Here is a 25,966-nt window from a genome sequence, read left to right on the forward strand (position 1 = left end):
CTCCCCGCACCCGCGGCCTCCTCAGCCGGCCGCCGGCTCCACCACGATCTTCCGGCCCGCGCCGGAGGCGAACTTCTCCAGCGCCCGCGGGTACGCGCTCAGCGGAAGCCGGTCGCTGATGAAGACCTCCGGGTCCAGGACGCCCGCCGCGAAGAGCTCGGCCGCGCGCTCGTAGCTGTGCAGGACCGCCATCGAGCCCGTGATGGTGATCTCCTGGTTGTAGATGCGGTACGGCTCGATCGTCGCCGTCGTCGCGTAGTCCGCCACCCCGAACTGGAGGAAGGTGCCCGCCTTCGCGACGCGGCCCAGGCCGTCCTGGATCGCGGCGGCGTTGCCCGTCGCGTCGACCACCAGCTCCCAGCCCCCTGGCCGCTCCAGGGCGTCAGGCGTCGTCGCCGTCGCGGAGCAGCCGAGGTGCGCGGCGGTCTTGAGACGCTCCTCGTTGAGGTCGACGACGTCCACCGAGACGGCACCGGTCCGCTTGGCGAGTTCCAGCATCATGAGGCCCATCGTCCCCGAGCCGTAGATCAGGACGTGCGCGCCGAGCTGGGACTTGAGGACGTCGTAGCCGCGGACCGCGCAGGACAGCGGCTCGATGAGCGCGGCGTCCCGCGTGCGGACGTGGTCGGGGAGCTTGACGCAGTTGGCGACCGGCGCGACGGCGTACTCGGCGGCGCCGCCCGTCGTCGTGACGCCGAGCGCGGCCCACCGCTCGCACAGGTTGTTGTGGCCCGTACGGCAGTAGCGGCACTCGTAGCAGTACAGCGACGGGTCGACGGCGACCCGGTCGCCCGTGCGCAGCTCCGTGACCTCGGAGCCGAGCGCCACGACCGTGCCCGCGAACTCGTGGCCCGGCACGACGGGCAGCGTCGGCGCGAACTCACCCTGGAGGATGTGCAGATCGGTTCCGCACAGGCCGCACGCCGCGACCTCCACGACGACCTGGCGCGGTCCCGGGGTGGGGTCGGGGACCTCCGTGACGACGGCGTTCCCGATGGACTCGATGACGGCTGCCTTCACTTGACGGCTCCAAGCGACAGGCCCTGGACGAGTTTGTCCTGGGCGGCGAACCCCGCGGCGAGCACCGGCAGGGAGATGACGAGCGACGCGGCGCACACCTTCGCCAGGAACAGGCCCTGGCTCGTGATGAAACCGGTCAGGAAGACGGGCGCGGTCTCGGCGACGACACCGGAGAGCACCCGCGCGAAGAGGAGTTCGTTCCAGCTGAAGATGAAGCAGATGAGCGACGTCGCCGCGATCCCGGGGAGCGCGATCGGGGCGACGACGCGGGCGAGGATCGTCGGCAGGCGCGCCCCGTCGAGCTGCGCGGCCTCGATGAGCGCGGTCGGGACCTCGGCGAGGAAGGACTGCATCATCCACACCGCGATCGGCAGGTTCATCGACGTGTAGAGGAGGACGAGCAGCCAGATGTTGTCGAGGAAACCGGTGTTCTTCGCGAAGAGGTAGATGGGGAGCAGGCCCGCGACGACGGGGAGCATCTTCGTCGAGAGGAAGAAGAACAGGACGTCCGTCCACTTCCGTACGGGCCGCAGCGACAGCGCGTACGCGGCGGGCAGCGCGAGGACGAGGACGAGCAGCGTCGAGGCGAGCGAGGCGACCGCCGAGTTGATCAGGGCGGGCCAGGGGCTCGCGCCGCCGCCGCTGCCGAAGAAGTCGCGGTAGGCGTCGAGGGTGAGCGAGGCGCTGAGCGCGGGCGGGTTCTTCGCCGCGTCGGGCTCGGAGTGGAAGGAGGTCAGGACCATCCACGCGATCGGCAGGAAGGCGAGGATGCCGAGGACCCAGGCGAGGAGTCCGAGCGCGGTGCCGCGGCGGCGCGGGCCGCGCGGGGCCCGTACGGGCGCGACCGCGGGCTTCGGACGGGGCAGGTCAGCGGTGGCCGTGCTCATGACCGGCCCACCTCCTCACGGAAGAGCGACGAGACGACCCGCAGGACGAAGGTCGCGAGGATGAGCGAACCGATGACGACGAGGACCCCGGCCGCCGAGGCGAGCCCGTTCTCGTGCGCCTGGTAGAAGGTCTGGTAGACGGTGTACGGCAGGTTCGCCGTCCCGAGACCGCCGGACGTGATGGTGAACACGGCGTCGAAGTTCTGCACGATGTAGATCGAGCCGAGCAGCGCCCCGAGTTCCAGGTAGCGGCGCAGGTGCGGCAGCGTCAGGTGCCGGAAGATCTGCCAGGCCCCCGCCCCGTCCATGCGCGCGGCCTCGATGAGTTCGGGCGAACGGCTCTGGAGCCCCGCGAGCAGGATGAGCATCATGAACGGCGTCCACTGCCACACGAGGCTCGCCTCGACGGCGATGAGGGGCGTGTTCGACACCCAGTCGGGCTGCGGGGCGCTGTCGCCGCCCACCCAGTGCAGCAGGCCGTTGAAGAGCCCGTACTCCGGGTTGTACAGCACGTGTTTCCACAGCAGCGCGGCGGCGACCGGCACGAGCAGGAACGGCGCGATCAGGAGCGTGCGGACGAAGCCGCGCCCCGGGAACTTCCGGTCGAGCAGCAGCGCGAGGCACAGCCCGAGCACGAGGCTCACGAGGACGACGGAGACGGTCAGGACGATCGTCGTGAGGACGGACTTGCGCAGGTCGGGTTCGCTCAGGACGTCGCCGTAGTTGCTGAACCACGTGAAGCTGCGGGCGTCCGGGTAGAGGGCGTTCCAGTCGAAGAGCGAGATCACGAGCGTGGCGACGAACGGGAGCTGCGTCACGACGATCATGAAGATCAGGGCGGGCAGGAGCGGGGCGCGGGTCGCCCACGCGCGCAGGCGGGAGCGCGCGGCGGCGTCTCCGCTTCGCTCCGGGGCGGTGGAGGGGGGTGTCGCGGTGGCGGTCGTCATCGTCCCTCGTACTCCTTCGACACCTCGGCGGCGAGTTTCTGCGACGCGTCGAGCGCGGCGTCCACGGACTTGCGGCCCGCTATCGCGGAGCTGAGCTCCTGCGAGACCTTTGTGCCGAGGTCCGTGAACTCGGGGATGCCGACGAACTGGATACCGGGCGCGGGGCGGGGCTGGACGCCTGGGTCGCGGGGCTTGGCCGCCGCGATCGCGTCGCGCGTGACGTCCGCGAAGGCGCCGGCCTCCTTCCGGTACGCGGGCAGTTCGTACGTGGAGGCGCGCTTGCCCGCCGGGACGTTCGCCCAGCCGTACGTCTTGCCGACGAGCGACTCGTACTCCTTGCCCGTCGCCCACTCCATGAACTTCCAGCCCTTGTCGGCGTTCCTGGACGCCTTCTGGAGGCCGAAGGCCCACGTGTAGAGCCAGCCCGACGACTTCGTCTTCACGACCGGGGCGGGCGCGTAGCCGATCTTGCCCTTGACCGGGGACTTCGCCGCTTCGAGCGAGCCCGCGCCCGAGGTCGCGTCGTACCACATCGCCGTCTTGCCCTGCGTCAGGTTGTTGAGGCACTCCGCGAATCCGGACTGCGCCGCGCCCGACTCGCCGTGCTCGCGCACGAGATCGACGTAGAACTTCGCCGCCTCGCGGAACTCCTTGTCGCCCAGCCGCGCCGACCAGTCCTTCGCGAACCACGTGCCGCCGAAGGTGTTGACGACCGTCGTCAGCGGCGCGACCAGCTCGCCCCAGCCCGGCAGCCCGCGCAGGCAGATGCCGCGCATCCCCGGCTCCGCGCCGTCGACCTTCGCCGCGATGTCCGCCACCTGCTGCCACGTCGGGTGCGCGGGCATCTTCAGGCCCTTCGCGGCGAGCACGTCCTTGCGGTACATGAGCATCGACGACTCGCCGTAGAACGGCTCCCCGTACAGCTTCCCGTCGTCGCCCGTGAGCGAGTCGCGCATCGGCGCGAGGATGTCGTCCTGGTCGTACGAGGGGGACTTCGCGACGTAGCCGTCGAGGTCGTGGAGCCAGCCGTTGCGGGCGTAGATCGGGATCTCGTAGTTGGAGAGCGTGGCGACGTCGTACTGGCCCGCCTGGTTGGCGAAGTCCTGACTGATCTTGTCGCGCACGTCGTTCTCGGGCAGCACGGTGAAGTTCACCTTGATGCCGGTCTCCTTGGTGAAGTGCGCCTTCGTGAGCTTCTGGAGCTCCACCATCTGCGGGTTGTTGACCATGAGGACGTTGATCGCGTTCCCGCCGGAGCCCGCGCCGCCCGCGCCCGCCCAGCAGCCGCTGAGGAGGAGGGCGCTCGTGGCGAGGAGGGCGAGGGCGGGGCGGGTCCTGGGGCGGGAGGGGCTCCCGGGTGGCCGGCGGCGGCTCGGAAGGCGCATGGCGACTCCGTAGGTGGGTGGCTGGGGACTGGTGGTGCGGGGACTTCTCGTGCGGGTGCTTCGGCTGCGGGGGTGCTGGTGCGGGGTCTCAGACGCGGAGGACCTGGGGCCCGAGCTGGGCGTAGCGGTGGGCCTCGGCGGTGGGGAGGCGGGCGCTCGTGACGATCGTGTCGAGGTCGGGGATCGCGGCGAAGCGGCAGAAGCCCGCGGCCCCGAACTTCGTGTGCACGCCCGCGAAGACGCGCCGCCTGGCCGCCCGTACCGCCTGCCGCTTCACCTCGGCGACGGCCGGGTCCGGAGTCGTGAGGCCGTGCTCGCGCGAGATGCCGTTGGCGCCGATGAACGCGAGGTCGAGCACGAAGCCGGAGAGCATCCTGGTCGCCCAGTGCTCCACCGTCGCGAGCGTCCCCGCCCGCACCCGGCCGCCGAGGAGCAGCACGGTCATGTGCGGGTCCGCGGCGAGTGCCCCCGCCGTCGAGAGGGAGGCCGTGACGACGGTGAGGGGGCGGTCGCGGGGGAGGGCCTCGGCGATGAGCTGAGGGGTGAAGCCCTCGTCGACGAAGACGGTCTCGGCGTCGTGGAGCAGCCCGGCGGCGGCGCGGGCGATGGCGCGTTTCTCGGGGACGTGCATCGTGGTGCGGTACGCGAGCGTCGTCTCGAAGCCGGAACTCTCGACGGGGTACGCGCCGCCGTGCGTCCGGCGCACGAGGCCGTGGTCCTCCAGCGCCTGGAGGTCCCTGCGGACCGTCTCCTTGGCCACGCCCAGACGCGCGGCCAGCGCGTTGACTTCGACGGAACCGCCCTCGCGCGCCGCACGCACGATCTCGCGCTGCCGCTCGGCGGCCCCGAGCCGGCCCGGCGACCCGGTCCCGGGCCGGGGGGCGTCGGCCCGGGCGGCCTCGGGCTGCCGGGCGCCGGCTCGGGGGGTGCCGGGCCCGGGGGTGTCCGGTGGTGGGGTGTCGGTCCCGTGGTGGAGCGCCGTCATCGCCGCCTCGCCTTTCGGTGGGTCACCGGCCTGACCCGGGCGCGACGCGCTCACGCGCCGCCGCCCGTTCGGGCCGTACGCAGAGTTGTAGTGGCCGTGCCGGTGCCCGAACAGGCGCGGCACCGGAAGAATCCTGCCCGCTTGGGCCCGCCCGAGACGTGCGTCCGTGGGACGGCGATACGGAGTGAGCTGCCCTTTCCTCGTCCGCCCGGCCCGAGGCGGGCAGACCCGCGTGCCCGTTCGGGGGTCGGAAGGGGCCCGGGTCGTGCCCGTACGGGGTGACGGGCGGGGCGCGAGGCGTGAGCGGGAGCCATGTGTCCGGGGGGGCGGGGCGCCCGCGGCGCACGTCCGCGCGCGGTCGTACGGGACGGGCCGAGGCGCCCGGGCAGCCGGGCCGCGCACCCCGCTGACACGGCCGGAGCCTCCCGCAGGGGCACCGCCCGGCAGGGGAGCTCAGCGGGCCCTGCCCTGCCGCCCCCGACGCCTCACCCCGTGCCGCCCGGCGCCCGCCCCCTCACGCCGCCCCGCCCCCCTTCCCCAGCGCCGCCGTCATCATCGCCTTCGCGACCGGACCCGCCAGGCCGTTGCCGCTCACCTCCGCGCGTGCCGCGTCGGAGTCCTCGACCATGACGGCGACCGCGACCTGCTTGCCGTCCGCGCCCTTCGCGTAGGAGGTGAACCAGGCGTAGGGCGTCTCACTGTTGTTCTCGCCGTGCTGGGCCGTACCGGTCTTCGCGCCGACCGTGGCGCCGGGTATCGCCGCGTTGGTGCCCGTGCCCTTCGCGACGACCGTCTCCATGGCGGAGCGCAACTGCCGTGCGGTGTCCTCGCTCACGACGCGGGTCGTCCTCGTGTCTCCGTGGGTGCTCAGCACGTCCCCGTCGCCGTTGGTCGTACGGTCGACGAGGTAGGGCGCCGCGAGTTCGCCGCCGTGGGCGAGCGCGGCCGAGACCTCCGCCATCTGGAGCGGCGTCGCGGTGACGTCGAACTGGCCGATCCCCGAGAGCGCCGTCTGCGCCTTGTCCATGTCCTTCGGGTACACACTCGGGTAGGCCCGTACGGGCACGTCCTGGTCGTCCGTGTCGAAGCCGAACTTCTCGGCCATCGCGCGGACCTTGTCCTGCCCGAGGTCGACGGCCATCTTCCCGAAGACCGTGTTGCACGAGTACTGGAGCGCGACGCGTATCGAGGCGTTCTCGCAGGGCGCGGAGGCCGACTCGTTGGTGAGGTCCTTCGTGGACAGGGGCAGGTGGTACGGGTCGGGACTGTCCGTGCGCGCGTCCACCGAGGAGTACAGGCCGTCCTCCAGGGCCGCCGCCGCGACGACGAGCTTGAACGTCGAACCGGGCGGCAGGGGCTGGCGCAGCGCCCGGTTCACATTGGGCTTGTCCGGTTCGGCGAGGAGCGCCTTCCACGCGGACCCGTCGTCGCTCCCGGTGATCTTCGACGGATCGTACGAGGGCGTCGAGACCATGCCGAGGATCTTGCCCGTCTCCGGGTCGAGCGCGAGCGCCGCGCCCTTCTTGTTCCCGAGCGCCTCGTACCCGGCCTTCTGCACCGCGGGATCGATCGTCGTGACGACGTCGCCGGGCTTCGCGCGGCTGCGCGTGAGCGCGTCGGCCGGACTCTGGAGGCGCGAGTCGGAGCCGTCGAGCAGGTCCTTGTAGACGCCCTCCAGCATCGTCTGCCCGTACACCTGCGAGGTGTAGCCCGTCACGGGCGCGTAGAGCGGCCCGTCCTCGTACGTGCGCTCGTAGCGCAGGTCACCGCTGTCGGTCTCGCGCGAGCCCGTCACGGCGCTCCCGCCCACGACGATGTCGCCGAGCGGATCGGCGTAGCGCGCCATGACCGTGCGGTGGTTGTCCTCGTCGGAGGAGAGCGAGGGCGCTTCGTAGAACTGCACCCACGTCGCCCGCGCGAGGAGGGCCAGCACGAGGAGCAGCACGAAGACCGAGGTGTTCCTGATCGTCCTGTTCATCACAGAGTGGGACGAACGACCGTGCGAGCCGAGTTCCTTCCGCTGCCGATTCTCAGCCGACTCTCATTCGATCGTGCGTACGAGAGGCGCGGTGTTGACCTGCGGGGACGGCCCTCACGCCCGCGCGCCCTCACGTCGACGCCCTCACGCCCCCTCGCCCGCGCCCCCCTGCTTCACCCCGCCACGGTCGCCAGGAAGTGGTCCGCGTCCTCCGGGCCCGCGAGCCCCCCGAGCTCCAGCCAGGAGCCGTCCGCGAACCGCAGCCGGAAGCGCGCGAAGCCGCGCGGCTGCCCCGCCTCGGCCTCGATCCGCGCCTCGCCCGCGTCCAGGCGGCTGTGCACCGTGAAGTCGGCGGCCCGGGTCGGCAGGAGCCTGCGTCCGGGCGAGGCCGCGAGGTGCACCGCGTCACGGCTCAGCAGGACGATCCGCCTCGGGCTGGGGGAGTACCCGTACCAGCGCAGCAGGAGCTGACCGGCCGCCCGGTCCCAGTCCCCGTCGAAGAACGGCGCCCGTGCCGCGGGCGCGTTGTCCGCGGTGGCGGGCCGCGCGCGCCCGGTGGCCCGCCGTTTCAGGAGCTGGTCGAGCGAGTCGAGGAGCATGAACGGCACGACCACCACGAAGAACACCGCGCCGAGCACGTACAGCAGCCAGTGGTGCCGCCCCTTCAGCCGTACCTTGCCCGCCGCCCGCCGCACCTCGGCGGGCGGCTTCGGTATCGGGCCCGGCAGCTCGCACCACACGAGGGCCCGTGGGTCGTCCCCCAGGAGCGAACGGGCCCGCCGGTGCACTTCGCGCTTCGCCATGCGGACGATCCTAGGGACGCCCGGCGGGTGCGGGCGCCGTTTCCCGCGCGTCCGTCCTCGTCAGCCGGTACGTCGCCAGCGCGGCCCCCGCGAAGACGACCGACGTGATCGCCAGGCTCGCCCGCGTCCCGCCCGCGAAGCCGCCCGCCACGAGCGAGCCGAAGACCGCCCTCGCGAGCCTCGCCGCGTTCTGCCGCGCCGCGTCGAGCACCCCGGCGGCGACCCCGGCACGCGCCGCCGGAACCGCCTCCATCATCAGCGTCGTGAGCGCGGGCACGGTCAGCGCGCACCCGAGCGCGAGCGGTACGAGCGCGAAGGCGAGCGCCACCGAGGACGTCCCGGGCCCCGCGTCGAACCGCGCGAAGGAACTCCTGGAGACGACGGAACTTCCCATGGACCGGATCGCCGAGGCCTGCGGGCTCGGCAGCGCCGACTCGCTGCGCAAGCACCTGCTCCAGCGCGCGGGCCTCACGCCCAGCGCCTACCGGGCGCAGTTCACGCGGCTGAGCGCCTGACCCCGCGGGGGCGGCTCACGGGTCCCCCGCGCCCTCGTCCCCCGCCCCGCTCACGCGTAGTCGTCGAGCGCCCCGCCGTGCTCGTCCACCCACCACGCGACCCGGCAGTCCAGGCACGTGTACCGCCAGCGCAACACCTCGCCGCCGTCCGGCGTGCCGGTCTTGGTGAGGATGACGTGGGTGTCCGCGCACTTGACACAGCGCACCGGGAGCCGGCGACCGGTACTCCCGGAGCCGTACGCGTCGGACCACCCCTGTCGGCTCATGTCGGCAATTGTGCCAGCGTCCTGACGCCGCCTCGCCCGGCCAGGGCGAGCGGGGCCGTGCCTCGGCCGACGAGCGGGGTCGGCGCGCGCGGGCGGCCCGGCTGTGCTGCCATGGGATCACACCTCACAGGACAGGGAGCAGCGATGGAGCACCACATGCGCGCCGAGTACGCCGAGGGCGACACGCCCGGCGATCCGGAGGCCCCCGTGCGCAAGTGGCACATGGTGCGCGGGACGCAGGAGCCGCGCACGCTCTGCGGACTCCTGCTCGACCCGGCCGCCGCGACCCAGTCCGCCGACGCCTGGGGCACCTCCGCCGCACGCCCCTTCTGCAAGACGTGCGGCGCCCTGTACCTGCGGGAAGTGCCCTGAGCCACCCGCGGGAAGCGCCCACAGCCACCCGCGGGAAGCGCCCCCTGAGCCCCGCTGTGCGGGAAGTGCTCCGCGCCCGGGCCCGGCGAGCCCCCGCGCCCGGGCGCCGGGGAATGAACGGCGGGCCGTGTGCGTTCGGGCCTCTCGAAGGGGTCCCCCGTGCCGCGGGGCGGCCCGTTCTCTTACCCGTACGCATGACACGAAGAGAGCAGAACCCGATGGTGACACCTCTGGCGGCCCCGGTCCCTTCCCCGCTGCGCGTGGAGATCTGGACGGACATCGCCTGTCCTTGGTGCTATGTCGGGAAGGCCCGTTTCGAGCGGGCGCTCGACGGCTTCGCGCACCGCGAGCAGGTCGAGGTCGTACACCGCTCCTTCGAGCTGGACCCCTCCGCCGCGAAGGACGAGGTCGTCCAGGTCCTGCCCATGCTCGCCGAGAAGTACGGCATGAGCCTGGAGCAGGCCCGGCAGGGCGAGGCGCGGCTCAAGGAGAACGCGACGGGCGAGGGCCTCGACTACCTGACCGAGGGCCGCGACTCCGGCAACACCTTCGACATGCACCGCCTGCTCCACCTCGCCAAGGACAAGGGCCGCCAGGACGCCGTGATCGACGGCCTGTACAAGGCGAACTTCGCGGAGGAGCGGAGCGTCTTCAACGACACCGAGCGCCTCGTCGCGATCGCCGTCGCCGCCGGGCTCGACGAGGCCGAGACGCGCACCGTCCTCGCGGACCCGGAGAAGTACGCGGCCGACGTGCGCGCCGATGAGCGGGAGGCCGCCGAGCTGGGCGCAGGCGGCGTGCCGTTCTTCGTCCTCGACCGCCGCTACGGCGTCTCCGGCGCCCAGCCCGTCGAGGTCTTCGCGCAGGCGCTCCAGCAGGCGTGGGACGCGCTGCCCCGGCCGACCCCCCTCGCGCCCGTCGCCGGCGCCGACGAGGCCGGGGTGTGCGGCCCCGAGGGCTGCGCGGTGCCGCCGCGCCAGGGCTGATACCGCCGGGACGGGGCTCGCGTCACGCCATGGACGTGAGCCCCGCGGCCCCCCACGATGGGGCCATGGAGAATCTCGCACCGGAGGAGTACCGCCCCCGCCGCATCCACCTGAACACCGCGAGCCACGGCCTGCTCGCCCGCTCGGCCGCCGACGCGATCCGGGCCGCCGTCGAGCGCCGCGAGTACGGGCACGGGGCCGACGCCTTCCCCGCCGTGGCCGCCGCCCGCGCCGCCTTCGCCCGCCTCGCCGGAGTCCCGGTGAGCCGCGTCGCCGCCGGCACCTCGGTCGCCACCTACGCCGGGCTCGTCGCCGCCGCTCTCCCCGAGGGCGCCGAAGTCCTCACCGCTGAGGGCGATTTCGCCTCCGTGGTGAACCCCTTCCACGTCCGCCCCGGGATCAAGGTCCGCACCGTCCCGCTCGACCGCCTCGCCGAAGAGGTCCGCCCCGGCACCGCGCTCGTCGCGGTCTCCTCGGTGCAGTCCGCCGACGGCCGGCTCGCGGACCTGCCCGCGATCCGCGCCGCCGCGCGCGCCCACGGCGCCCGTACCTTCGTCGACGTCTCGCAGGCGGCGGGCTGGCTGCCGTTCGACGCGGCCGGGGACGACTTCACCGCGACCGTCGGCTTCAAGTGGCTCGGCGCCGCGCACGGCGTCGGCTTCCTCGTCGTCCCCGAGGACCTCGGTGGCCTGCGGCCGCTCCTCGGCGGCTGGCTGAGCGGCGCCGACCCCTGGACGAGCACGTACGGCCCGGTCCGCGAACCCGCCCCCGACGCGCGCCGCTTCGACACCGCACAGCCCCTCTTCTCCTACGAGGGCGCGGCCGAGGCGATGGGCGTCATCGAGCGCCTCGGCGTCGCGACCGTCCACGCGCACGACCTCGCGCTCGCCGAGCGCTTCACCACCGGGCTGCGCGCACTCGGCCATGAACCGCTGCCCGCGCCGGGCTCCGCGATCGTCTCCGTCCCGGGCCTCGGCGGGCGGCAGGCGGATCTCGCGCGGGCCGGTATCGAGGTCTCGGACCGCGCGGGCAATCTGCGCGCGTCCTTCCACCTCTACAACTCGGCGGCGGACGTCGACGCGCTGCTCGCGGCGCTGGGCTGAGGTCCGGACACGCTACGAGGGCGGGGCCGCGCACCCCCGTGGTGCGCGGCCCCGCCCTCGTAGCGGAACCCTCCGGTCCTCAGCGGATCGGCGTGAAGTCCCTGGCCCCGATGAACTCGGGCCGCCGGATCGGCGCCGCGAAGGGCTCGACCGCGGCGTTCTCGACGCTGTTGAAGACGAGGAACACGTTGCTGCGCGGGAAGGGCGTGATGTTGTCGCCCGAGCCGTGCATCGCGTTGCAGTCGAACCAGGTCGCCGAACCGGCCTTGCCGGTGAAGAGCTTGATGCCCCACTTCCCGGCCATCTCGGTGAGCGCCTCGTCCGAGGGCGTGCCCGCGTCCTGCATCTGGAGCGACTTCTTGTAGTTGTCCTTCGGCGTCTCGCCCGCGCAGCCCAGGAAGGTCTGGTGCGAGCCGGGCATGATCATGAGCCCGCCGTTGGTGTCGTAGTTCTCGGTGAGCGCGATCGACACCGAGACGGCGCGCATGTTCGGCATGCCGTCCTCCGCGTGCCACGTCTCGAAGTCCGAGTGCCAGTAGAAGCCGGAGGCGCCGAAACCGGGCTTGACGTTGATCCGCGACTGGTGGACGTAGACGTCCGAGCCGAGGATCTGCCGAGCGCGGTCCAGCAGCCGCTCGTCGCGCACGAGGTTCGCGAAGACCTCGCTGATCTTGTGGATCTCGAAGACGGAGCGGATCTCCTGCGACTGCGGCTCCACGATGGAGCGCTCGTCGGCGCGGATCGCCGGGTCGGCGACGAGCCGGTCCAGCTCGGCGCGGTAGACGGAGACCTCGTCCGGCGTGAGCAGCTCAGGGATCGCGTGGAAGCCGTTCTCCTCGAAGGAGGCGAGGTCACCGGCGCTGATCGGCCCCCGGGTCCCGGGCGCGGACCACACCACCGGGTCCTGGCGCGGAGTGGAGACCTCGGTCTTGCCGCGGGTCGGGTAGAGGTCCGTGATCTTGTCGTGGGTGACGGTCATATCGTTCAGTCCTCCTCGGTCAGCAGCGGGTAGACGCCGTTCTCGTCGTGCTCCTCGCGCCCGGTCACGGGCGGGTTGAAGACGCAGACGCAGCGGAAGTCGGTCTTGGGCCGCATCGTGTGCAGGTCGTGGTTGTTGAGCAGGTACATCGTGCCGGGGGTGATCCAGTGCTTCTCACCCGTGGCCTCGTCGGTCAGCTCCGCCTCGCCCTCGACACAGAGCACCGCCTCGATGTGGTTGGCGTAGTGCATCGTCGTCTCGGTGCCGGCGTACATGATCGTTTCGTGCAGCGAGAAGCCGACCTTCTCCTTGGCGAGCACGATGCGCTTGCTCTCCCAGGTGCCCGACTCGGCGACGATGTGCCGGTCGGTGCCCTCGATGTCCTTGAACGAGCGAATGAGCACGGTGTCCCTGTGCCTCTCTTCCGTGGTGCGGTTGTTTCTCTACGGGTACGGGGGCGGGCCGCGTCGCGTCAGGCGGCCCGGCCCCGTACCGGCTCTCGGGCGGTCTCGCGGACCTAGGCGGTCTCGCGGACCTAGGCGGTCTCGCGGACCGAGCGGGCGAGGATGCGGAGACCCTCGTCCAGTTCCTCGGGGGTCGTGGTGAGCGCGGGCAGCAGTTTGACGACCTCGCTGCGCGGGCCGGAGGTCTCCAGGAGCAGCCCGTGCTCGAAGGCGCGGCGGCACACCTTCGTCGCCTGCTCGTGGTCCTCGAACTCCAGGCCCCACACGAGGCCGCGGCCCCGGTAGGAGGCGCCGAGCTGGGAGTGTTCGAGGCAGATCGCGCGCAGCGCCGCCTCGACCTGCTCGCCGCGGGCGAGGGTCTGCTTCTCCATCTGGCCGTCGGCCCAGTAGGCCTCCAGGGCGGCGGCGGCCGTCACGAAGGCCGGGTTGTTGCCGCGGAAGGTGCCGTTGTGCTCGCCCGGCTCCCACACGTCCAGCTCGGGGCGGAACAGGCACAGCGACATCGGCATCCCGTAGCCGCCGATGGACTTGGACAGCGTGACGATGTCCGGCGTGATGCCCGATTCCTCGAAGGAGAAGAAGGCGCCGGTCCGGCCGCAGCCCATCTGGATGTCGTCGACGATGAGCAGCATGTCCTGCCGCTTGCACAGCTCGGACAGGGCGCGCAGCCACTCGGGCCGCGCGACGTTGATGCCGCCCTCGCCCTGCACGGTCTCGACGATGACGGCGGCGGGCTTGTTGAGCCCGGAACCCTGGTCGTCGAGCAGCCGCTCGAACCAGAGGAAGTCGGGGGTCTGCCCGTCGAGGTAGTTGTCGAAGGGCATCGGCGTGCCGTGCACGAGGGGAACACCGGCGCCCGCGCGCTTGAAGGCGTTCCCCGTGACGGCGAGGGAGCCGAGCGACATGCCGTGGAAGGCGTTGGTGAAGGAGACGATCGACTCGCGGCCCTTGACCTTGCGGGCCAGCTTGAGCGCCGCCTCGACCGCGTTGGTCCCCGTCGGGCCGGGGAACATGACCTTGTACGGCAGGTCGCGCGGGCGCAGGACGACGTTCTGGAAGGTCTCCAGGAACGCGCGCTTGGCCGTGGTCCCCATGTCGAGGCCGTGCGTGATGCCGTCGCGCTCGATGTAGTCGATCAGCGCGCGTTTCAGGACCGGGTTGTTGTGGCCGTAGTTGAGGGCGCCGGCCCCGGAGAAGAAGTCCAGGTACGCGTGGCCGTCCTCGTCGTAGAGGCGGCTGCCCTGCGCGCGGTCGAACACGGCGGGCCAGCTTCGGCAGTAACTGCGCACCTCCGACTCAAGGGTCTCGAAGACGCTCAGGGCGGGCGGGGCGATGGTCACAGCTGTCTCCTGGGAGGAAGGGGATGGAGCGGAGCAGGGAGTGTGGACTGCGGTACGGGTACGGATGCGGGACCGTGGTGCCGGTCGGCGGTACGGGCCCGGGGGTGCCGTCCGGTGTACGGGCCGCCCCCGGGTGGGGAGCGGACCGACCGCTCGGCTCAGGCCGCCTCGGCGCGGGCCGCCGCGAGGGCGAGCGGGCCGATGCGGTACAGCACTTCGGGCTCGTGTCCGGCCTCGTCGTCCGCGGGGAACAGCTCCGCGTCGAAGAGCACCTCGCGCTCCAGGCCCGCGCCGTGCCGGGCGGCGAAGGAGGTGAACAGTCGCTCGGACGGGACGTTGCCGGGGGTGATGGTGGTCTCCAGGCCGTGCAGCTCCGTGCGCGCGGCGACCCGCGCGGCGAGCCCGTCGAGCAGCGCGGCGGCCAGGCCCCGGCCCTGCTGCGAGGCGGCCACGGCGACCTGCCACACGACGAGGACGCCGGGGCGTTCGGGCCGGAGGTAACCGGTGACGAAACCGACCGGGTCCCCGGCGGCGTCCCGCGCCACCACGGAGGTCGCGGCGAAGTCGCGGCACCACAGCAGGTAGCTGTACGAGGAGTTCAGGTCGAGCTTTCCCGAGTCGCGGGCGAGACGCCACAGCGCGGCGCCGTCCTGCACGCGTGGGCCGTCAAGGCGTAGTCCCTCCGGCATTTCCCGGAATGCGGCACGGGGTGCGGTGAGGTCTGCTTGTGCGGCGGTCATGGGATTTGAACTTACCCAGCAGGCGCAGAAAATGCATCGGGTGCCAGGGTTGGGCGAAAGGGTGTTCTGTGTTATCGCGCGTGCGGGTGCTCGGGCGCGAAATCCCTTGCGAAATGCCTGGTATGCGGCGGACATTGGGGGTGAATGGGGGCTTTCTGTGGGCTCGGTCACAAAAAAGTAACACCCGTGGAACCTGTCCGAATTATGGAAAATGTACGGGGGGTAAAACTTCTTGTTTAGTCCCCGGGAAAGCGGGCAGAAGAAAATGGGAAGCTGCGCGCAATAACGCACCGGGAATTAATCCGGAGTTTATATCGTGCCGAATATGTGTGGGGCATTTCCAAGATGTCGCGGGATGAACGCGGAGGGTGGCACCGGGTGCCAGACCCCGGCTCCACCCCCGCCCCCGCGTGGCTCACGCCTGTCCGGCCGCCCAGGTCTCGGCCACCGCGCGGTCGGCCGCGCGGGTGTCGGCCGGCTCGCCCGTCGCCTCGCTCCACGCGGCGGCGAGCGCGCGCAGGCTGTCGCGTACGACGTTCTCCGCGGCCAGCGGACCGTAGTGGTTGACGCGGATCATCTCGGCCGCGAGCGCGCCGCCGCCCGCGGCGAGCGGCAGCGAGGGGCGCGCGGCGAGCGCCTTCGCCACGAGCGTGCCCGCGTCCGGGCCCGTCCCCGCCACGGGCACCCGGACCGTCGTCGCGACAGGGGCGGCGTCGCGCGCCTCGGTCACGTACGGGGTCAGCGGCGTCCCGAGCGCGGCGAGCCCGGCCCGTACCGCCGCCGCCGCGCGCGCGTGCCGCCCGCGCACGACGTCCGGGCCCTCCGCGGCGAAGCGCTCCAGGCAGGCTTCGAGCGCGAGCATCTCCAGCTGGGCCGGGGCGTGCGGGAGCGCCTTGCGGCCCGCGTCGATCCACCGGTGCTTCCAGTCGAGCAGCGAGAGGTACGAGCCGCGCGGGGCCGCCCGGTTCGCCTCCAGGCGCTCCCAGGCACGCGGGCTCAGCGCGGCCACCGAGACCCCGGCGGGGCCGCCGAGCGCCTTCTGTGCCCCGATCACGCACAGGTCCACGCCCCACGCGGCGGGCAGCAGCGGCTCCGCGCCCACCGAGGCGACGGCGTCGAGCATGAGGAGCGCGCCGTGCTCGCGCACCACCTCGCCGATCTCCGCGACGGGGTTCGTGTTGCCCGTCGCGGCCTCCGCGTGCACGAGCGAGACGAAGTCCGTCTCCGGGTGCGCCTGAAGCGCCTCGCGCACCTGCTCCGCGCTCACCGCCGTGTCGAAGGGCACGGCGAGGTCGTGCACGGTGGCGCCGCAGTCGCGCAGCCAGTTGCCGAAGGTCTGCCCGTACGGGCCGGTCACGAGGTTCAGCGCGACCGTCCCCGGACCGGCGACGCCCCGGATGCACCCTTCCAGGGGCAGCAGCGCCTCGCCCTGCGTCACGACGAGTTCGTGCCCCCCGCTCCCGGGCGCGTCGAGCCCGAGCAGGGCGGCGACCTTGCGCTCGATCGCGGCGAAGTGGTGGGCGGTCAGGGGAGTGAGGTCAAGCAGGGGGTGCGTCACGAGGGGACTCTTTCTGCGTGTCAGCGGGTGCTGCGTGCGGTGCTGCGTGCGGTGTCGCGCGCGGGGACGGTGGCCGTGCGGGCCGGTTGCGAGGGTACTCAGGGGGTGCGGGGGAAGGGGCGGGGCAGGCCGCCTTCTAGGGTGCCGGTCATGAGCGACGCGAGGGAGAACACGCCGGTGCTGCGGGTGAAGGGGGCCGTACTCGTGGGGCCCGAGGAGGTGCGCGACGAGGTGTGGGTGGTCGGCGGGCGGGTCGCGTTCACGCCGCCCGCTCGGGCGCGGGACGTGCGGACCGTCGAGGGCTGGGCGCTGCCCGGGCTCGTCGACGCGCACTGCCACGTCGGGCTCGACGCGCACGGGGCGGTGCCCGCGGAGGAGGCCGAGAAACAGGCGCTCACCGAGCGGGACGCGGGCGCGCTGCTGCTCCGCGACGCGGGCTCGCCCTCCGACACGCGGTGGACGGACGCGCGCGAGGACCTGCCCCGCATCATCCGCGCCGGGCGGCACATCGCCCGTACCCGCCGCTACATCCGCGACTTCGCGCACGAGATCGAGCCCGAGGACCTCGTCGCGTACGTGGCGCGCGAGGCGCGGCGAGGCGACGGCTGGGTCAAGCTCGTCGGCGACTGGATCGACCGCGAGGAGGGCGACCTGACGGCGTGCTGGCCGCGCGGCGCCGTCGAGGCGGCGATCGCCGAGGCGCACCGGCTCGGCGCCCGCGTCACCGCGCACTGCTTCGCCGAGGACTCGCTCACCGACCTCGTCGAGGCGGGCATCGACTGCGTCGAGCACGCCACGGGCCTCACCGAGGACACGATCCCGCTCTTCGCCGCGCGCGGCGTCGCGATCGTCCCGACCCTCGTCAACATCGCGACGTTCCCGCGCCTCGCGGACGGCGGTGAGGCCAAGTTCCCGCGCTGGTCGGCCCACATGCGCCGCCTCCACGCCCGCCGCTACGAGACGGTGCGTGCCGCCCACGACGCCGGTGTCCCCGTCTTCACCGGCACCGACGCGGGCGGCAGCCTCCCGCACGGCCTCATCGGCACGGAGGTGGCCGAACTGGTCCGCGCGGGCCTCCCGCCGCTATCGGCCCTCTCCGCCGCCGTCTGGGAGGCGCGCGCCTGGCTCGGCAGGCCGGGTCTGGAGGAGGGCGCCCCGGCCGACCTCGTGGTGTACGAGAGCGACCCGCGCGCGGACGTACGGGTCCTGACGGCGCCTCGGCGCGTGGTGCTGTCGGGGCGGATCGTCGCCTGAGGAACGGCGCTCTTCGCACCCCGGGGGCGCGTGCGGAGCCGTCGAGCGCCCCTCCTCGCGGGGGACCTACCGCTGTGACGTGGGCGAACGCGTGCGCAGGGGAGCGGTTCCCTTTTCGAACATCATGCCGGAAACCACCCTTTAGGGTGAACGTGCTGCGGTACGTCGTTCTTTCACCCCCGTTCCGCGAGGATTCCCGCATCGAGGCCGCCGGCCCCCGTGTCCCCGGGACGCGCCGGCGGCTCCATGTCTCTTGTGGGGGTAACACCGTCTTGAACAGCACCACCTTCGGCCTGCCCGTGCGCCGTCTCGCCGCCGCCACCACGGCCGCGCTCCTCGTCGGCGCGCCCGCCCTGCTCGCCACCGCGGGGACCGCGCACGCCACCGAGGGCCACGGGGGGAAGTCCGGCGCCGTCGTCCTGCGCACCGGGCTCGACGTCTCCCTCCTGAGGAAGACCGTCGACCTGCCGCTCAACGTCTCGCTCAACGAGGTGAGCGCCCCCGGCGACGCCGACGAGACCGCGCTCACCGCCACACTCGACGGCGTCGACAAGGGCCGCCCCTTCCGCCTGCTCGACGCCCGCGTGGCCCACGCGAAGGCCACCGCCGACGGGCACAAGGCCGAGGGCTCCACCGAACTCGTCGGCGCGCGCGTCCACGTGCCCGGCCTCCCGCTCCTCTCGCTCATCGAGGTCGAGAAGGTCACCTCCAAAGCCGTGTGCGAGGTCGGCCACCGTCCCGTGGCCGAGGCGAACGTCCTCGGCCACGTCAAGGTCCTCGGCAAGACCGTGCGCCTGTCCGCCGGCGGCACCACGCGGGTCGAGGTGCCCGGCGTCGGAGAGGTCACCCTCGACCTCTCCAAGCGCGCCACGACCGCCACCACGGCGGCCGCCGCCGCGCTGGAGCTGAAGGTCTCCGTCGACCCGCTCAAGCTCGGCGTCGCCCAGGTCGAGGGCACCGTCACGCTCGCCGGGGCCACCTGCCAGACCCCGAAGACGGACGGAGCCGCCCCCGGCACCCCGGCCTCCGAGCCCCCCGCCTCGGCCCCGGCCGACGACTCCGCCGACGACGCCGCGAGCCCCTCCCCGGCCGCGCGCGGCGACGGCAAGGGCGACGAGGGCCCCAGGAGCGACGGCGCCAAGGGCACCGCGGTGACCACGGCCGCCGAGAAGTCCGACGACGGCGAGAACCTCGCCGAGACCGGCGGCAGCTCCACGACCCCCTACCTCGCGGGCGGTGCCGTCGTCCTCCTGGTGGGCGGCGCGGGCGCCGTCTGGTTCGCCCGCGGCCGCCGCGCCGCCCGCGGCAACTGACCGCCGCCGCCCGCGGCGACCGACGCCCGTACGGGGCCCCGCACGGTCCCGTACGGCACCGGGGGCGGGGCCCCCCCCCCGGGGGGGCCCCCGGGGGGGGCCCCCCCCCCCCCCCCCAGCCCCCCCGCCCCCCCCCCCCCCCCAGGGCCCCCACGCCGGGCCCCCCGGGGGCCACCGCCCCCGGACGGGGGCCCCCCCGGGCCCCGTCGGGCACGGGGGGGGGCCCCCCGCCGGGTTGGCGCGCCGGGGGGGGGCCCCGCCCCTCCCCCCTCAGCCCGCGAGCTCCCGCGCCTCCTTCAGGAACCGCTCGCTCGTCCCCCGGTCCCGCACCGCCACCCGCAGCCACTCCTCCCCGAGCCCCGGGAAGGTGTCCCCGCGCCGCACCGCCCACCCGGCGGCCCGCAGCCGCTCCCGCACCCGCGCCGCCTCCGGCAGCCGCACCAGCAGGAACGAGGCCGCCGCCGGACCCACGACCCGCGCCCCCGGCAGCTCCGCGAGCCCCGCCGCGAGATAGTCCCTGTCGGCCGCGAGGGCGCGCGCCGCCGCCTCCGCCTCCGCGAGCGCGGCCGGCGCCGAGCACGCCTCGGCCGCCACGAGCGCGGGCGTCGAGACCGGCCACAGCGGCTGCGCGGCCGCGAGCGCGGCGAGCGTTCCCGGCGCCCCCAGCACGTAGCCGATCCGCAGCCCCGCGAGCCCCCACGTCTTCGTGAGACTCCGCAGCACCAAAAGCCCGGGGACGTCCGTGCGCGAGGCGAGCGACTCGCGTTCCCCCGGCACCGTGTCGATGAACGCCTCGTCCACGACGAGCGTCCGCCCGGGCCGCGCGAGCGAGGCGACCACCTCCGCCGGGTGCAGCACCGACGTCGGGTTCGTCGGGTTCCCGAGCACCACGAGATCGGCCTCCCTTGGCACGAGCGCCGGATCGAGCCGGAAGCCGTCCGCCTCGCGCAGGACCACCCGCTCCACCGCGTGCCCCGCCGCCCGCAGCGCCGCCTCCGGCTCCGTGAACTGCGGGTGCACGACGACGGGCCGCCGCGCGGGCAGCGCCCGCGCCAGCAGCACGAAGGCCTCCGCCGCGCCCGCCGTCAGCAGCACCCGCTCCGGCGCCAGCCCGTGCCGCGCCGCGACCGCCGCGCGCGCGGCCCGGTCGTCCGGGTACGCGGCGAGCGAGCCGAGCGCGTCCGCGAGCCGCTCCCGCAGCCACGTGGGCGGCGTCCCCGCGCGCACGTTCACCGCGAGGTCCGTGAGCCCGGCCCCGCGCACCTCCGCGTCCCCGTGGTGGCGCAGCTCGTACGACGGCATGACACGTTCCTCCCTCGGGTCCTCCGCCACGGCGCACGTCGCCCGCGCGGATTTCTGTTTCGCCACGAGCAGCCGCCCGTGGTCCCCCGCCGCCGCGAGCGCCGCGGCCTCGGCGACCGAAGCGGTGCCGAGCGCGGCGCGCGGCGCGCGCGAGGGGCTGGGCACGGGGACCCGCGCCAGCTCGTGCGGCGCGTACGCCCGGACCGGCACGCCGAGCCGCGCCGCGAGCGCCACGAGCGCGGGCGCGTCCGCGCGCCGGTCGACGGTCGCCACGGCACGTACGCGCGCGAGCGGCAGCCCGGCCGCGCCGAACGTGCCCCGCACCAGCGCCTCGACCTCGGCGGCCGTCGCGCCCGACGCCGCGCCGACACCCACCACGAGCGACGAGGTGCGGCGGGGCGCCGGGTCCGCTAGCAAAGAGGCATGGTCGTGCTCGTGGCCCTCGGGTCCTTCGTGATGACGCTGGTCGGCGGCTGGGCCGCGCACCACGTCACCGACCGGCGCCACCTCGTCCTCGGCTTCGCGGGCGGGCTCATGCTCGGCGTCGTCGGGCTCGACCTGCTGCCCGAGGCCATCGAGGGCGCGGGGCGGCACGTGTGGGGCGTGCCCGCCGCGCTGCTCCTCTTCGTCGCGGGCTTCCTCGTCGCGCACGTCGTCGAACGCCTCCTCGCGCTGCGCCGCGCCGCCCACGGCGCGCAGAACCCCGAGCAGGTCCCGCAGGTCGGCATCGGCGCCGCCGCCGCGATGGTCGGGCACAGCGTCGCCGATGGCATCGCGATCGGCGCCTCGTTCCAGGTCGGCGAGGCGATCGGCTTCACCGTCGCGCTCGCCGTCATCAGCCACGACTTCGCGGACGGCTTCAACACGTACACGCTCACGCGCGCCACCGGCAACGCCCGCCGCAAGGCGTTCGCGATGCTCGGCGCCGACGCCGTCGCGCCCGTCGCGGGCGCCGCGTCCACGCTCCTGTTCACCATTCCGGGCGAAGCGCTCGCCTGCTACCTCGGCTTCTTCGGCGGCGTCCTCCTGTACATCGCCGCCGCCGAGATCCTCCCCGAGGCCAGCCACAGCCACCCGGCCCGCTCGACCCTCCTGTGCACGGTCGCGGGCGTGGCGCTGATGTGGCTCGTCATCGGCTTCGCGGGGGAGTAGCGGGGGCGACGGCAGGGGCAGGGGGCGAAAGGGGGCGGGAAGGGGACGCTGCTGCTCGCGCGGAGTGCGCGCGTCGGGTCCGGGGGGCGGCTCGCCGCGTGCGCCGGGTGCCGGGAGTGGTCCGCGCCGCGTGGGGCGCGCCTCGGGGCGGGGCCACGCCTGGTGTGCGGGGCGTTCCTCGCGGGCCGGGCCCGCTCCGGGCGCGGCCCGCCCGCCGCTCGCGGGGCCGCCTTCCTCGCGACCGGCCCGCCCGCCGCGTACGTCCTCCGCCTTCCTCCCGCGTGCGTCCCCCGTCCTCCCCCCGCTCATCCCGCCACCGGCCCCGCCCCCGCCGCCCGCGCCACGAACCGTGCCGCCGCTCCGGGAAGCCCCGCCGGGTGGGTGTGCAGGTAGCTCGCGTGCACCGTGTCCCGGACGAAGCCCTCCAGGCGGGCGCGCGGCTGCCGCAGCCCCCACGCCGGGGCCGGGCCCGCGCCCGGCTCGATCACGGTGCGGTGGAACTCGTGCCCCCGCGTCCGCGTCCCCGCCGCGGCCACCGCGCTGTCGCCCACCGCGACCGCCTCGCGGTAGCCGAGCGTCAGGCGTTCCGTCATGCGCGCGTCCGCGTCGAGCACCCCGCACATCGGCGCCCCGTCGAGCGAGCGCGCCAGGTAGAGCAGCCCCGCGCACTCCGCCCACACCGGCCCGCCCGCCCGCGCGAGGGCGGCGACGGCCGCGCGCAGCGGCGCGTTCGCGGCCAGCTCGGGCGCGTACACCTCGGGGAAGCCGCCGCCGACGACGAAGGCACGCGTCCCCTCGGGCAGTTCCTCGGCGCGCAGCGGGTCCACGCGCACGACCTCCGCGCCCGCCGCCGTCAGCGCCTCGGCCTGCTCCGCGTACGAGAACGTGAACGCGGGCCCGCCCGCGACCGCCACGACGGGCCGCCCGCCGGGCGGCACCGGTGCGGGCGGCGGCTGCCAGGGCACCGCGCTCCGCGTCGCCGCCGAGTGCGCGAGGCGCAGCAGCGCGGGCAGGTCGCAGCCCTCCCGTACGTGCGCGGCGAGCGCGGCGACCGCGTCGACCGCCTCCGCGCGCCGCTCGGCCGCGGGGACGAGGCCGAGGTGCCGCGAGGGCGTGAACAGCTCCTTCGTCCGGCGCAGCACCCCGAGCACGGACACGCCCGCCTCGTCGAGCGCGGCCCGCAGCAACTCCTCGTGCCGGTCCGAGCCGACCTTGTTGAGGATCACCCCGCCGATCCGCACCTCCGGGTCGAAGGACGCGAACCCGTGCACGAGCGCCGCGACCGAGCGCGACTGCGCCGAGGCGTCCACGACGAGTACGACCGGGGCCCCGAGCACCTTCGCGACCTGCGCGGTCGACGCCAGCTCACCCTGCCCCGCGGCGCCGTCGTACAGCCCCATGACGCCCTCGACGACGGCGAGGTCCGCGCCGCGCGCGCCGTGCGCGAAGAGCGGCACGAGGGCGTCGGTGCCGCACAGGTACGCGTCGAGATTGCGCCCCGGCCGCCCCGTCGCGAGCGCGTGGTACCCCGGGTCGATGTAGTCGGGGCCCACCTTGTGCGGCGACACGGAGAGCCCGGCGGCGCGGAAGGCGGCCATGAGCCCGGTCGCGACGGTCGTCTTGCCGCTGTTGGAGGAGGGCGCGGCGACGACGAGGCGCGGCGGGAGGGGGAGGGGCGCGGGACTGGGCTGTGCGGTCATCGTGTGCTGCTTTCAGGGCCCGGGAGCTGCGGCCCGGGAGGGCGGATCGGTGCTGCGGGACGGGGGCCGAGCGGCCACCGGGGAGCGCGGGGCGGGGCCGGACGAGCGGTCCGTGTCACACCTCGCGGCCCCCGCCCCACCCCTGCGGGGACGTCACCACTCGATGCCCCGCTGCCCCTTCTGCCCGGCGTCCATGGGGTGCTTGACCTTCGTCATCTCGGTCACGAGGTCCGCCGCGTCGATCAGCTCCCGCGGCGCGTTGCGCCCGGTGACGACGACGTGCTGGCTGCCGGGGCGGGCCCGCAGCGTGTCGACGACCTCGGCGGTGTCGATCCAGCCCCAGTGCAGCGGGTACGCGAACTCGTCGAGCACGTACAGCCGGTACGTCTCGGCCGCGAGGTCCCGCTTGACCTGCTCCCAGCCCTCGCGGGCCTTGTCCTCGTTGGAGTCCTGGCCGTCGCGCTGGACCCAGGACCAGCCCTCGCCCATCTTGTGCCAGGCGACCGTGCCGCCCTCGCCCGAGGCCCCGAGCACGCGCAGCGCGTTCTCCTCGCCGACCTTCCACTTCGCCGACTTGACGAACTGGAACACGCCGATCGGCCACCCCTGGTTCCAGGCGCGCAGCGCGAGCCCGAAGGCGGCCGTCGACTTGCCCTTGCCCGGGCCCGTGTGGACCGCGAGCAGCGGCCTGTTGCGCCGCTGGCGCGTCGTCATCCCGTCGTCCGGCACGACGGCCGGCTGTCCCTGCGGCATTACGCAGCCCTCCTGTTGCCTCGTACGTCGCGTATGTCGCGTACGCCCCGTGCCTCGTGCCCGCCCCGTACGTCCTTGACGAGCCCCGCGAGCGCGTCCGCGCGCAGCGCGTCCAGCGTCACCGCGCTCCCGCCGAGCCGCCCCGCGAGCTCGCCCGCGAGCCCGAGCCGTACCGGCCCCGCCTCGCAGTCCACGACGACCGAGGCCGTCCCGTCCGTCGCGAGCAGTGCGGCCGCGCGCCGCGCGAGCGGCAGCGGCTCGGGGCCGCCCGTCGCCCGCCCGTCCGTCACGACGACGAGCAGCGCGCGCCGCGCGGGATCGCGCAGCCGCTCGATCCGCAGCACGTCACGCGCCTTCAACAGGCCCGCCGCGAGCGGCGTCCGGCCCCCGGTCGGCAGCGAAGCGAGCCGGGCCGCCGCCGTGTCGACCGACGACGTCGGCGGCAGCGCGAGAGACGCCTCGCGCCCCCGGAACGTCACGAGCCCCACCTTGTCGCGCCGCTGATAGGCGTCGAGCAGCAGCGAGAGCACCGCGCCCTTGACCGCGCCCATCCGCTGCCGCGCCGCCATCGACCCGGACGCGTCCACGACGAAGAGCACGAGATTGCCCTCGCGCCCCTCCCTGCTCGCGAGCCGCAGATCGTCCTTGCGCACCACGAGCCCGGCGCCCGTGCGCCCGCGCGCCTTCTGGTGCGGGGCGGCGGCGCGGACCGTCGCCGCGAGGTGCAGCGCGCCGAGCGCGCCGCCGCGCGGGCGGTACGAACCCGTCGTCCTGCCGTGCGCGGTCCGCGCCCGCGAGCGGCGCCCGGCGGCGCCCTCACCGAGCCCGGGGACGGTCAGCTTCTTCGTGCGGAAGGGGGCGGAGGCGGAGGCGGCGGGCTGCTCAGCGGCGCCCGCGGGGCCTTTTCCCTCGGCGTCCGACGGGGCCGAGGGGGCCGACGGGGCGGGGGGCGTGTCGCCCGGCCCGTCCGCCGAACCGCCGTCCTCGCGCTGGTCGCCGCGGTCCTGGCCCGTACGGTCCTCGGGGCCCCCGCCCTGGGGCGGGACACCGCCTCCGCCACCGGGCCCGTCAGGACCGTCCCCGTCGTCGGGTCCCTCGGGTTCCCCCTCGGGCCCGGCGTTCTCGTCGAGCACCTCGTCGAGCTTGTCCTCGTCGAGGCCGGGGGCGTCGAAGGGGTTGCGGCGGCCGCGGTGCGGCAGGGCGAGGAGCGCGGCCTGCCGCACGTCCTCCGCGAGCACGCTCTCCCGCCCGGCCCAGGCGGCGAGAGCTGTCGCGGTACGGGCCATGACGAGGTCGGCGCGCATCCCGTCCACCTCGAAGGCGGCGCACGTCGCGGCGATCTGACGCAGCGCGGTGTCGCCGAGGACGACGCGGGGCAGCAGCTCCCGGGCCTCCGCGATCCGGGCGCGCAGGGCCGCCTCGTCGCCGGCGAAGCGTGTGGCGAAGGCGGCGGGGTCGTCCTCGTACGCCATCCGGCGCCGTACGACCTCGACGCGCTCCTCGGTCTCGCGCGAGGCGGAGACCTCGACGGTGAGACCGAAACGGTCGAGGAGCTGGGGACGCAGCTCGCCCTCCTCGGGGTTCATCGTCCCGACGAGCAGGAACCGCGCGGCGTGCCGCACGGAGACGCCCTCGCGCTCGACGGAGGAGACGCCCATGGCGGCGGCGTCGAGCAGCAGGTCCACGAGGTGGTCGCCGAGGAGGTTGACCTCGTCGACGTAGAGGATGCCGCGGTGCGCGGCGGCGAGCAGCCCCGGCTCGAAGGCCTTGACGCCCTCGGCGAGCGCCCGCTCGATGTCGAGCGCGCCGACGAGCCGGTCCTCGGAGGCCCCCACGGGCAGCTCGACCATCCGCGCCGCTCGCCGCGCGTCCGCCTGGGCGGGAGCGTGCGGCCCGTCGGGACACCGCGGATCGGGAGCCGCCGGGTCGCAGGAGAACCGGCACCCCGCCACGACCTCGACCTCGGGCAGCAAGGCGGTGAGCGCCCGCACGGCGGTGGACTTGGCCGTCCCCTTCTCGCCGCGCACGAGCACCCCGCCGACGCGCCCGGACACGGCGTTGAGCAGCAGCGCGAGCCGCAGATCGTCCTGCCCGACGAGGGCGGTGAAGGGGTAGGGATGGTCGAGAGTGGTCATACGGGGACTTCCTTTCGGGTGAACATCTC

General features: G+C 74.2%; 24 protein-coding genes and 1 pseudogene. 7 read left to right on the top strand and 18 right to left on the bottom strand.

The window, feature by feature from the left end:
• Nucleotides 1-21: 21 nt before the first annotated feature.
• From ACIP4O_RS10750 to ACIP4O_RS10785, 8 genes are all read right to left on the bottom strand, one after another.
• Nucleotides 22-1,020: a zinc-dependent alcohol dehydrogenase family protein gene (locus ACIP4O_RS10750; RefSeq protein WP_361325741.1), complete on the bottom strand. Its 999-nt coding sequence runs from the start codon at nt 1,018-1,020 to the stop codon at nt 22-24.
• Nucleotides 1,017-1,907 carry a carbohydrate ABC transporter permease gene (locus tag ACIP4O_RS10755; protein WP_401573621.1) on the bottom strand — a complete coding sequence of 297 codons (891 nt, stop codon included), beginning with the start codon at nt 1,905-1,907 and terminating at the stop codon, nt 1,017-1,019. Before ACIP4O_RS10755 ends, ACIP4O_RS10750 begins: the two co-directional genes overlap by 4 nt.
• Nucleotides 1,904-2,854, bottom strand: a complete 951-nt coding sequence (locus ACIP4O_RS10760) for a carbohydrate ABC transporter permease (protein WP_401573623.1) — start codon at nt 2,852-2,854, stop codon at nt 1,904-1,906. The genes ACIP4O_RS10755 and ACIP4O_RS10760 overlap by 4 nt, the downstream gene beginning before the upstream one ends.
• Nucleotides 2,851-4,239: an ABC transporter substrate-binding protein gene (locus ACIP4O_RS10765; RefSeq protein ID WP_401573625.1), complete on the bottom strand. Its 1,389-nt coding sequence runs from the start codon at nt 4,237-4,239 to the stop codon at nt 2,851-2,853. The genes ACIP4O_RS10760 and ACIP4O_RS10765 overlap by 4 nt, the downstream gene beginning before the upstream one ends.
• An 88-nt stretch (nt 4,240-4,327) precedes the next feature.
• Complete coding sequence (locus ACIP4O_RS10770; protein ID WP_401573627.1) at nt 4,328-5,224, bottom strand: DeoR/GlpR family DNA-binding transcription regulator; 897 nt, start codon at nt 5,222-5,224, stop codon at nt 4,328-4,330.
• A gap of 514 nt (nt 5,225-5,738) precedes the next feature.
• Nucleotides 5,739-7,202 (bottom strand): peptidoglycan D,D-transpeptidase FtsI family protein, encoded by a 1,464-nt coding sequence (locus ACIP4O_RS10775; RefSeq protein WP_401573629.1) that lies wholly within the window; start codon nt 7,200-7,202, stop codon nt 5,739-5,741.
• Nucleotides 7,203-7,375: 173 nt separating this feature from the next.
• On the bottom strand, nt 7,376-8,005 hold the full coding sequence (locus ACIP4O_RS10780; RefSeq protein WP_401573631.1) for a hypothetical protein: 630 nt from the start codon (nt 8,003-8,005) through the stop codon (nt 7,376-7,378).
• A gap of 10 nt (nt 8,006-8,015) precedes the next feature.
• On the bottom strand, nt 8,016-8,282 hold the full coding sequence (locus ACIP4O_RS10785; RefSeq protein WP_401573633.1) for a hypothetical protein: 267 nt from the start codon (nt 8,280-8,282) through the stop codon (nt 8,016-8,018).
• Nucleotides 8,283-8,361: 79 nt separating this feature from the next.
• Between ACIP4O_RS10785 and ACIP4O_RS10790 the strand changes: the two are divergent.
• Nucleotides 8,362-8,520: pseudogene (locus ACIP4O_RS10790) on the top strand (helix-turn-helix domain-containing protein); the annotation flags it as partial.
• A 50-nt stretch (nt 8,521-8,570) separates the two neighbouring features.
• Here the strand turns inward: ACIP4O_RS10790 and ACIP4O_RS10795 are convergent.
• Nucleotides 8,571-8,786: a hypothetical protein gene (locus ACIP4O_RS10795; protein ID WP_361325768.1), complete on the bottom strand. Its 216-nt coding sequence runs from the start codon at nt 8,784-8,786 to the stop codon at nt 8,571-8,573.
• A 144-nt stretch (nt 8,787-8,930) separates the two neighbouring features.
• Here ACIP4O_RS10795 and ACIP4O_RS10800 point away from each other — a divergent pair, with 144 nt between their 5' ends.
• The 3 genes from ACIP4O_RS10800 (at nt 8,931) to ACIP4O_RS10810 (ending at nt 11,247) form a co-directional block, all read left to right on the top strand.
• Entirely contained in the window at nt 8,931-9,158 is a 228-nt protein-coding gene (locus ACIP4O_RS10800) for a hypothetical protein (protein WP_164288177.1), read from the top strand.
• Between the two features lie 254 nt (nt 9,159-9,412).
• Nucleotides 9,413-10,144: a DsbA family oxidoreductase gene (locus ACIP4O_RS10805; RefSeq protein WP_401573949.1), complete on the top strand. Its 732-nt coding sequence runs from the start codon at nt 9,413-9,415 to the stop codon at nt 10,142-10,144.
• Between the two features lie 65 nt (nt 10,145-10,209).
• Entirely contained in the window at nt 10,210-11,247 is a 1,038-nt protein-coding gene (locus tag ACIP4O_RS10810) for an aminotransferase class V-fold PLP-dependent enzyme (protein ID WP_401573635.1), read from the top strand.
• A gap of 79 nt (nt 11,248-11,326) precedes the next feature.
• Here the strand turns inward: ACIP4O_RS10810 and thpD are convergent, their stop codons facing one another.
• The 5 genes from thpD to ACIP4O_RS10835 form a co-directional block, all read right to left on the bottom strand.
• Nucleotides 11,327-12,226 carry an ectoine hydroxylase gene (thpD, locus tag ACIP4O_RS10815; RefSeq protein WP_401573637.1) on the bottom strand — a complete coding sequence of 300 codons (900 nt, stop codon included), beginning with the start codon at nt 12,224-12,226 and terminating at the stop codon, nt 11,327-11,329.
• A 5-nt stretch (nt 12,227-12,231) separates the two neighbouring features.
• Nucleotides 12,232-12,630, bottom strand: a complete 399-nt coding sequence (locus ACIP4O_RS10820) for an ectoine synthase (RefSeq protein WP_007828638.1) — start codon at nt 12,628-12,630, stop codon at nt 12,232-12,234.
• A 131-nt stretch (nt 12,631-12,761) separates the two neighbouring features.
• Nucleotides 12,762-14,030 carry a diaminobutyrate--2-oxoglutarate transaminase gene (gene ectB / locus ACIP4O_RS10825; RefSeq protein ID WP_401573639.1) on the bottom strand — a complete coding sequence of 423 codons (1,269 nt, stop codon included), beginning with the start codon at nt 14,028-14,030 and terminating at the stop codon, nt 12,762-12,764.
• Between the two features lie 158 nt (nt 14,031-14,188).
• A complete protein-coding gene (gene ectA, locus ACIP4O_RS10830) occupies nt 14,189-14,770 on the bottom strand; it encodes a diaminobutyrate acetyltransferase (RefSeq protein ID WP_401573641.1) in 582 nt (193 codons plus the stop codon).
• Nucleotides 14,771-15,185: 415 nt separating this feature from the next.
• Nucleotides 15,186-16,328, bottom strand: coding sequence for an aminotransferase class V-fold PLP-dependent enzyme (locus tag ACIP4O_RS10835; RefSeq protein WP_401573643.1), 1,143 nt, complete (start codon nt 16,326-16,328; stop codon nt 15,186-15,188).
• Nucleotides 16,329-16,478: 150 nt separating this feature from the next.
• Here ACIP4O_RS10835 and ACIP4O_RS10840 point away from each other — a divergent pair, with 150 nt between their 5' ends.
• Complete coding sequence (locus ACIP4O_RS10840) at nt 16,479-17,582, top strand: amidohydrolase family protein (RefSeq protein WP_401573645.1); 1,104 nt, start codon at nt 16,479-16,481, stop codon at nt 17,580-17,582.
• A 272-nt stretch (nt 17,583-17,854) separates the two neighbouring features.
• Nucleotides 17,855-18,895: an SCO1860 family LAETG-anchored protein gene (locus ACIP4O_RS10845; protein ID WP_401573647.1), complete on the top strand. Its 1,041-nt coding sequence runs from the start codon at nt 17,855-17,857 to the stop codon at nt 18,893-18,895.
• Nucleotides 18,896-19,165: 270 nt separating this feature from the next.
• Here ACIP4O_RS10845 and cobC read toward each other — a convergent pair whose 3' ends face one another.
• Entirely contained in the window at nt 19,166-20,614 is a 1,449-nt protein-coding gene (cobC, locus tag ACIP4O_RS10850; protein WP_401573649.1) for an Rv2231c family pyridoxal phosphate-dependent protein CobC, read from the bottom strand.
• Between the two features lie 6 nt (nt 20,615-20,620).
• Between cobC and ACIP4O_RS10855 the strand changes: the two genes are divergently transcribed.
• Entirely contained in the window at nt 20,621-21,349 is a 729-nt protein-coding gene (locus tag ACIP4O_RS10855; RefSeq protein WP_164286102.1) for a ZIP family metal transporter, read from the top strand.
• 305 nt (nt 21,350-21,654) lie between these two features.
• Here the strand turns inward: ACIP4O_RS10855 and ACIP4O_RS10860 are convergent, their stop codons facing one another.
• From ACIP4O_RS10860 to ACIP4O_RS10870, 3 genes are all read right to left on the bottom strand, one after another.
• Complete coding sequence (locus ACIP4O_RS10860) at nt 21,655-23,049, bottom strand: cobyrinate a,c-diamide synthase (RefSeq protein ID WP_401573651.1); 1,395 nt, start codon at nt 23,047-23,049, stop codon at nt 21,655-21,657.
• A 153-nt stretch (nt 23,050-23,202) separates the two neighbouring features.
• Entirely contained in the window at nt 23,203-23,802 is a 600-nt protein-coding gene (gene cobO / locus ACIP4O_RS10865) for a cob(I)yrinic acid a,c-diamide adenosyltransferase (RefSeq protein WP_401573653.1), read from the bottom strand.
• The gene (locus ACIP4O_RS10870) at nt 23,802-25,937 is read right to left on the bottom strand and encodes a putative cobaltochelatase (protein ID WP_401573655.1); all 2,136 of its coding nucleotides are present in this window, start codon (nt 25,935-25,937) and stop codon (nt 23,802-23,804) included. The genes cobO and ACIP4O_RS10870 overlap by 1 nt, the downstream gene beginning before the upstream one ends.
• Nucleotides 25,938-25,966 lie beyond the last annotated feature (29 nt).

Source organism: Streptomyces sp. NPDC088923, from assembly GCF_044749745.1.
Lineage (GTDB): Bacteria > Actinomycetota > Actinomycetes > Streptomycetales > Streptomycetaceae > Streptomyces.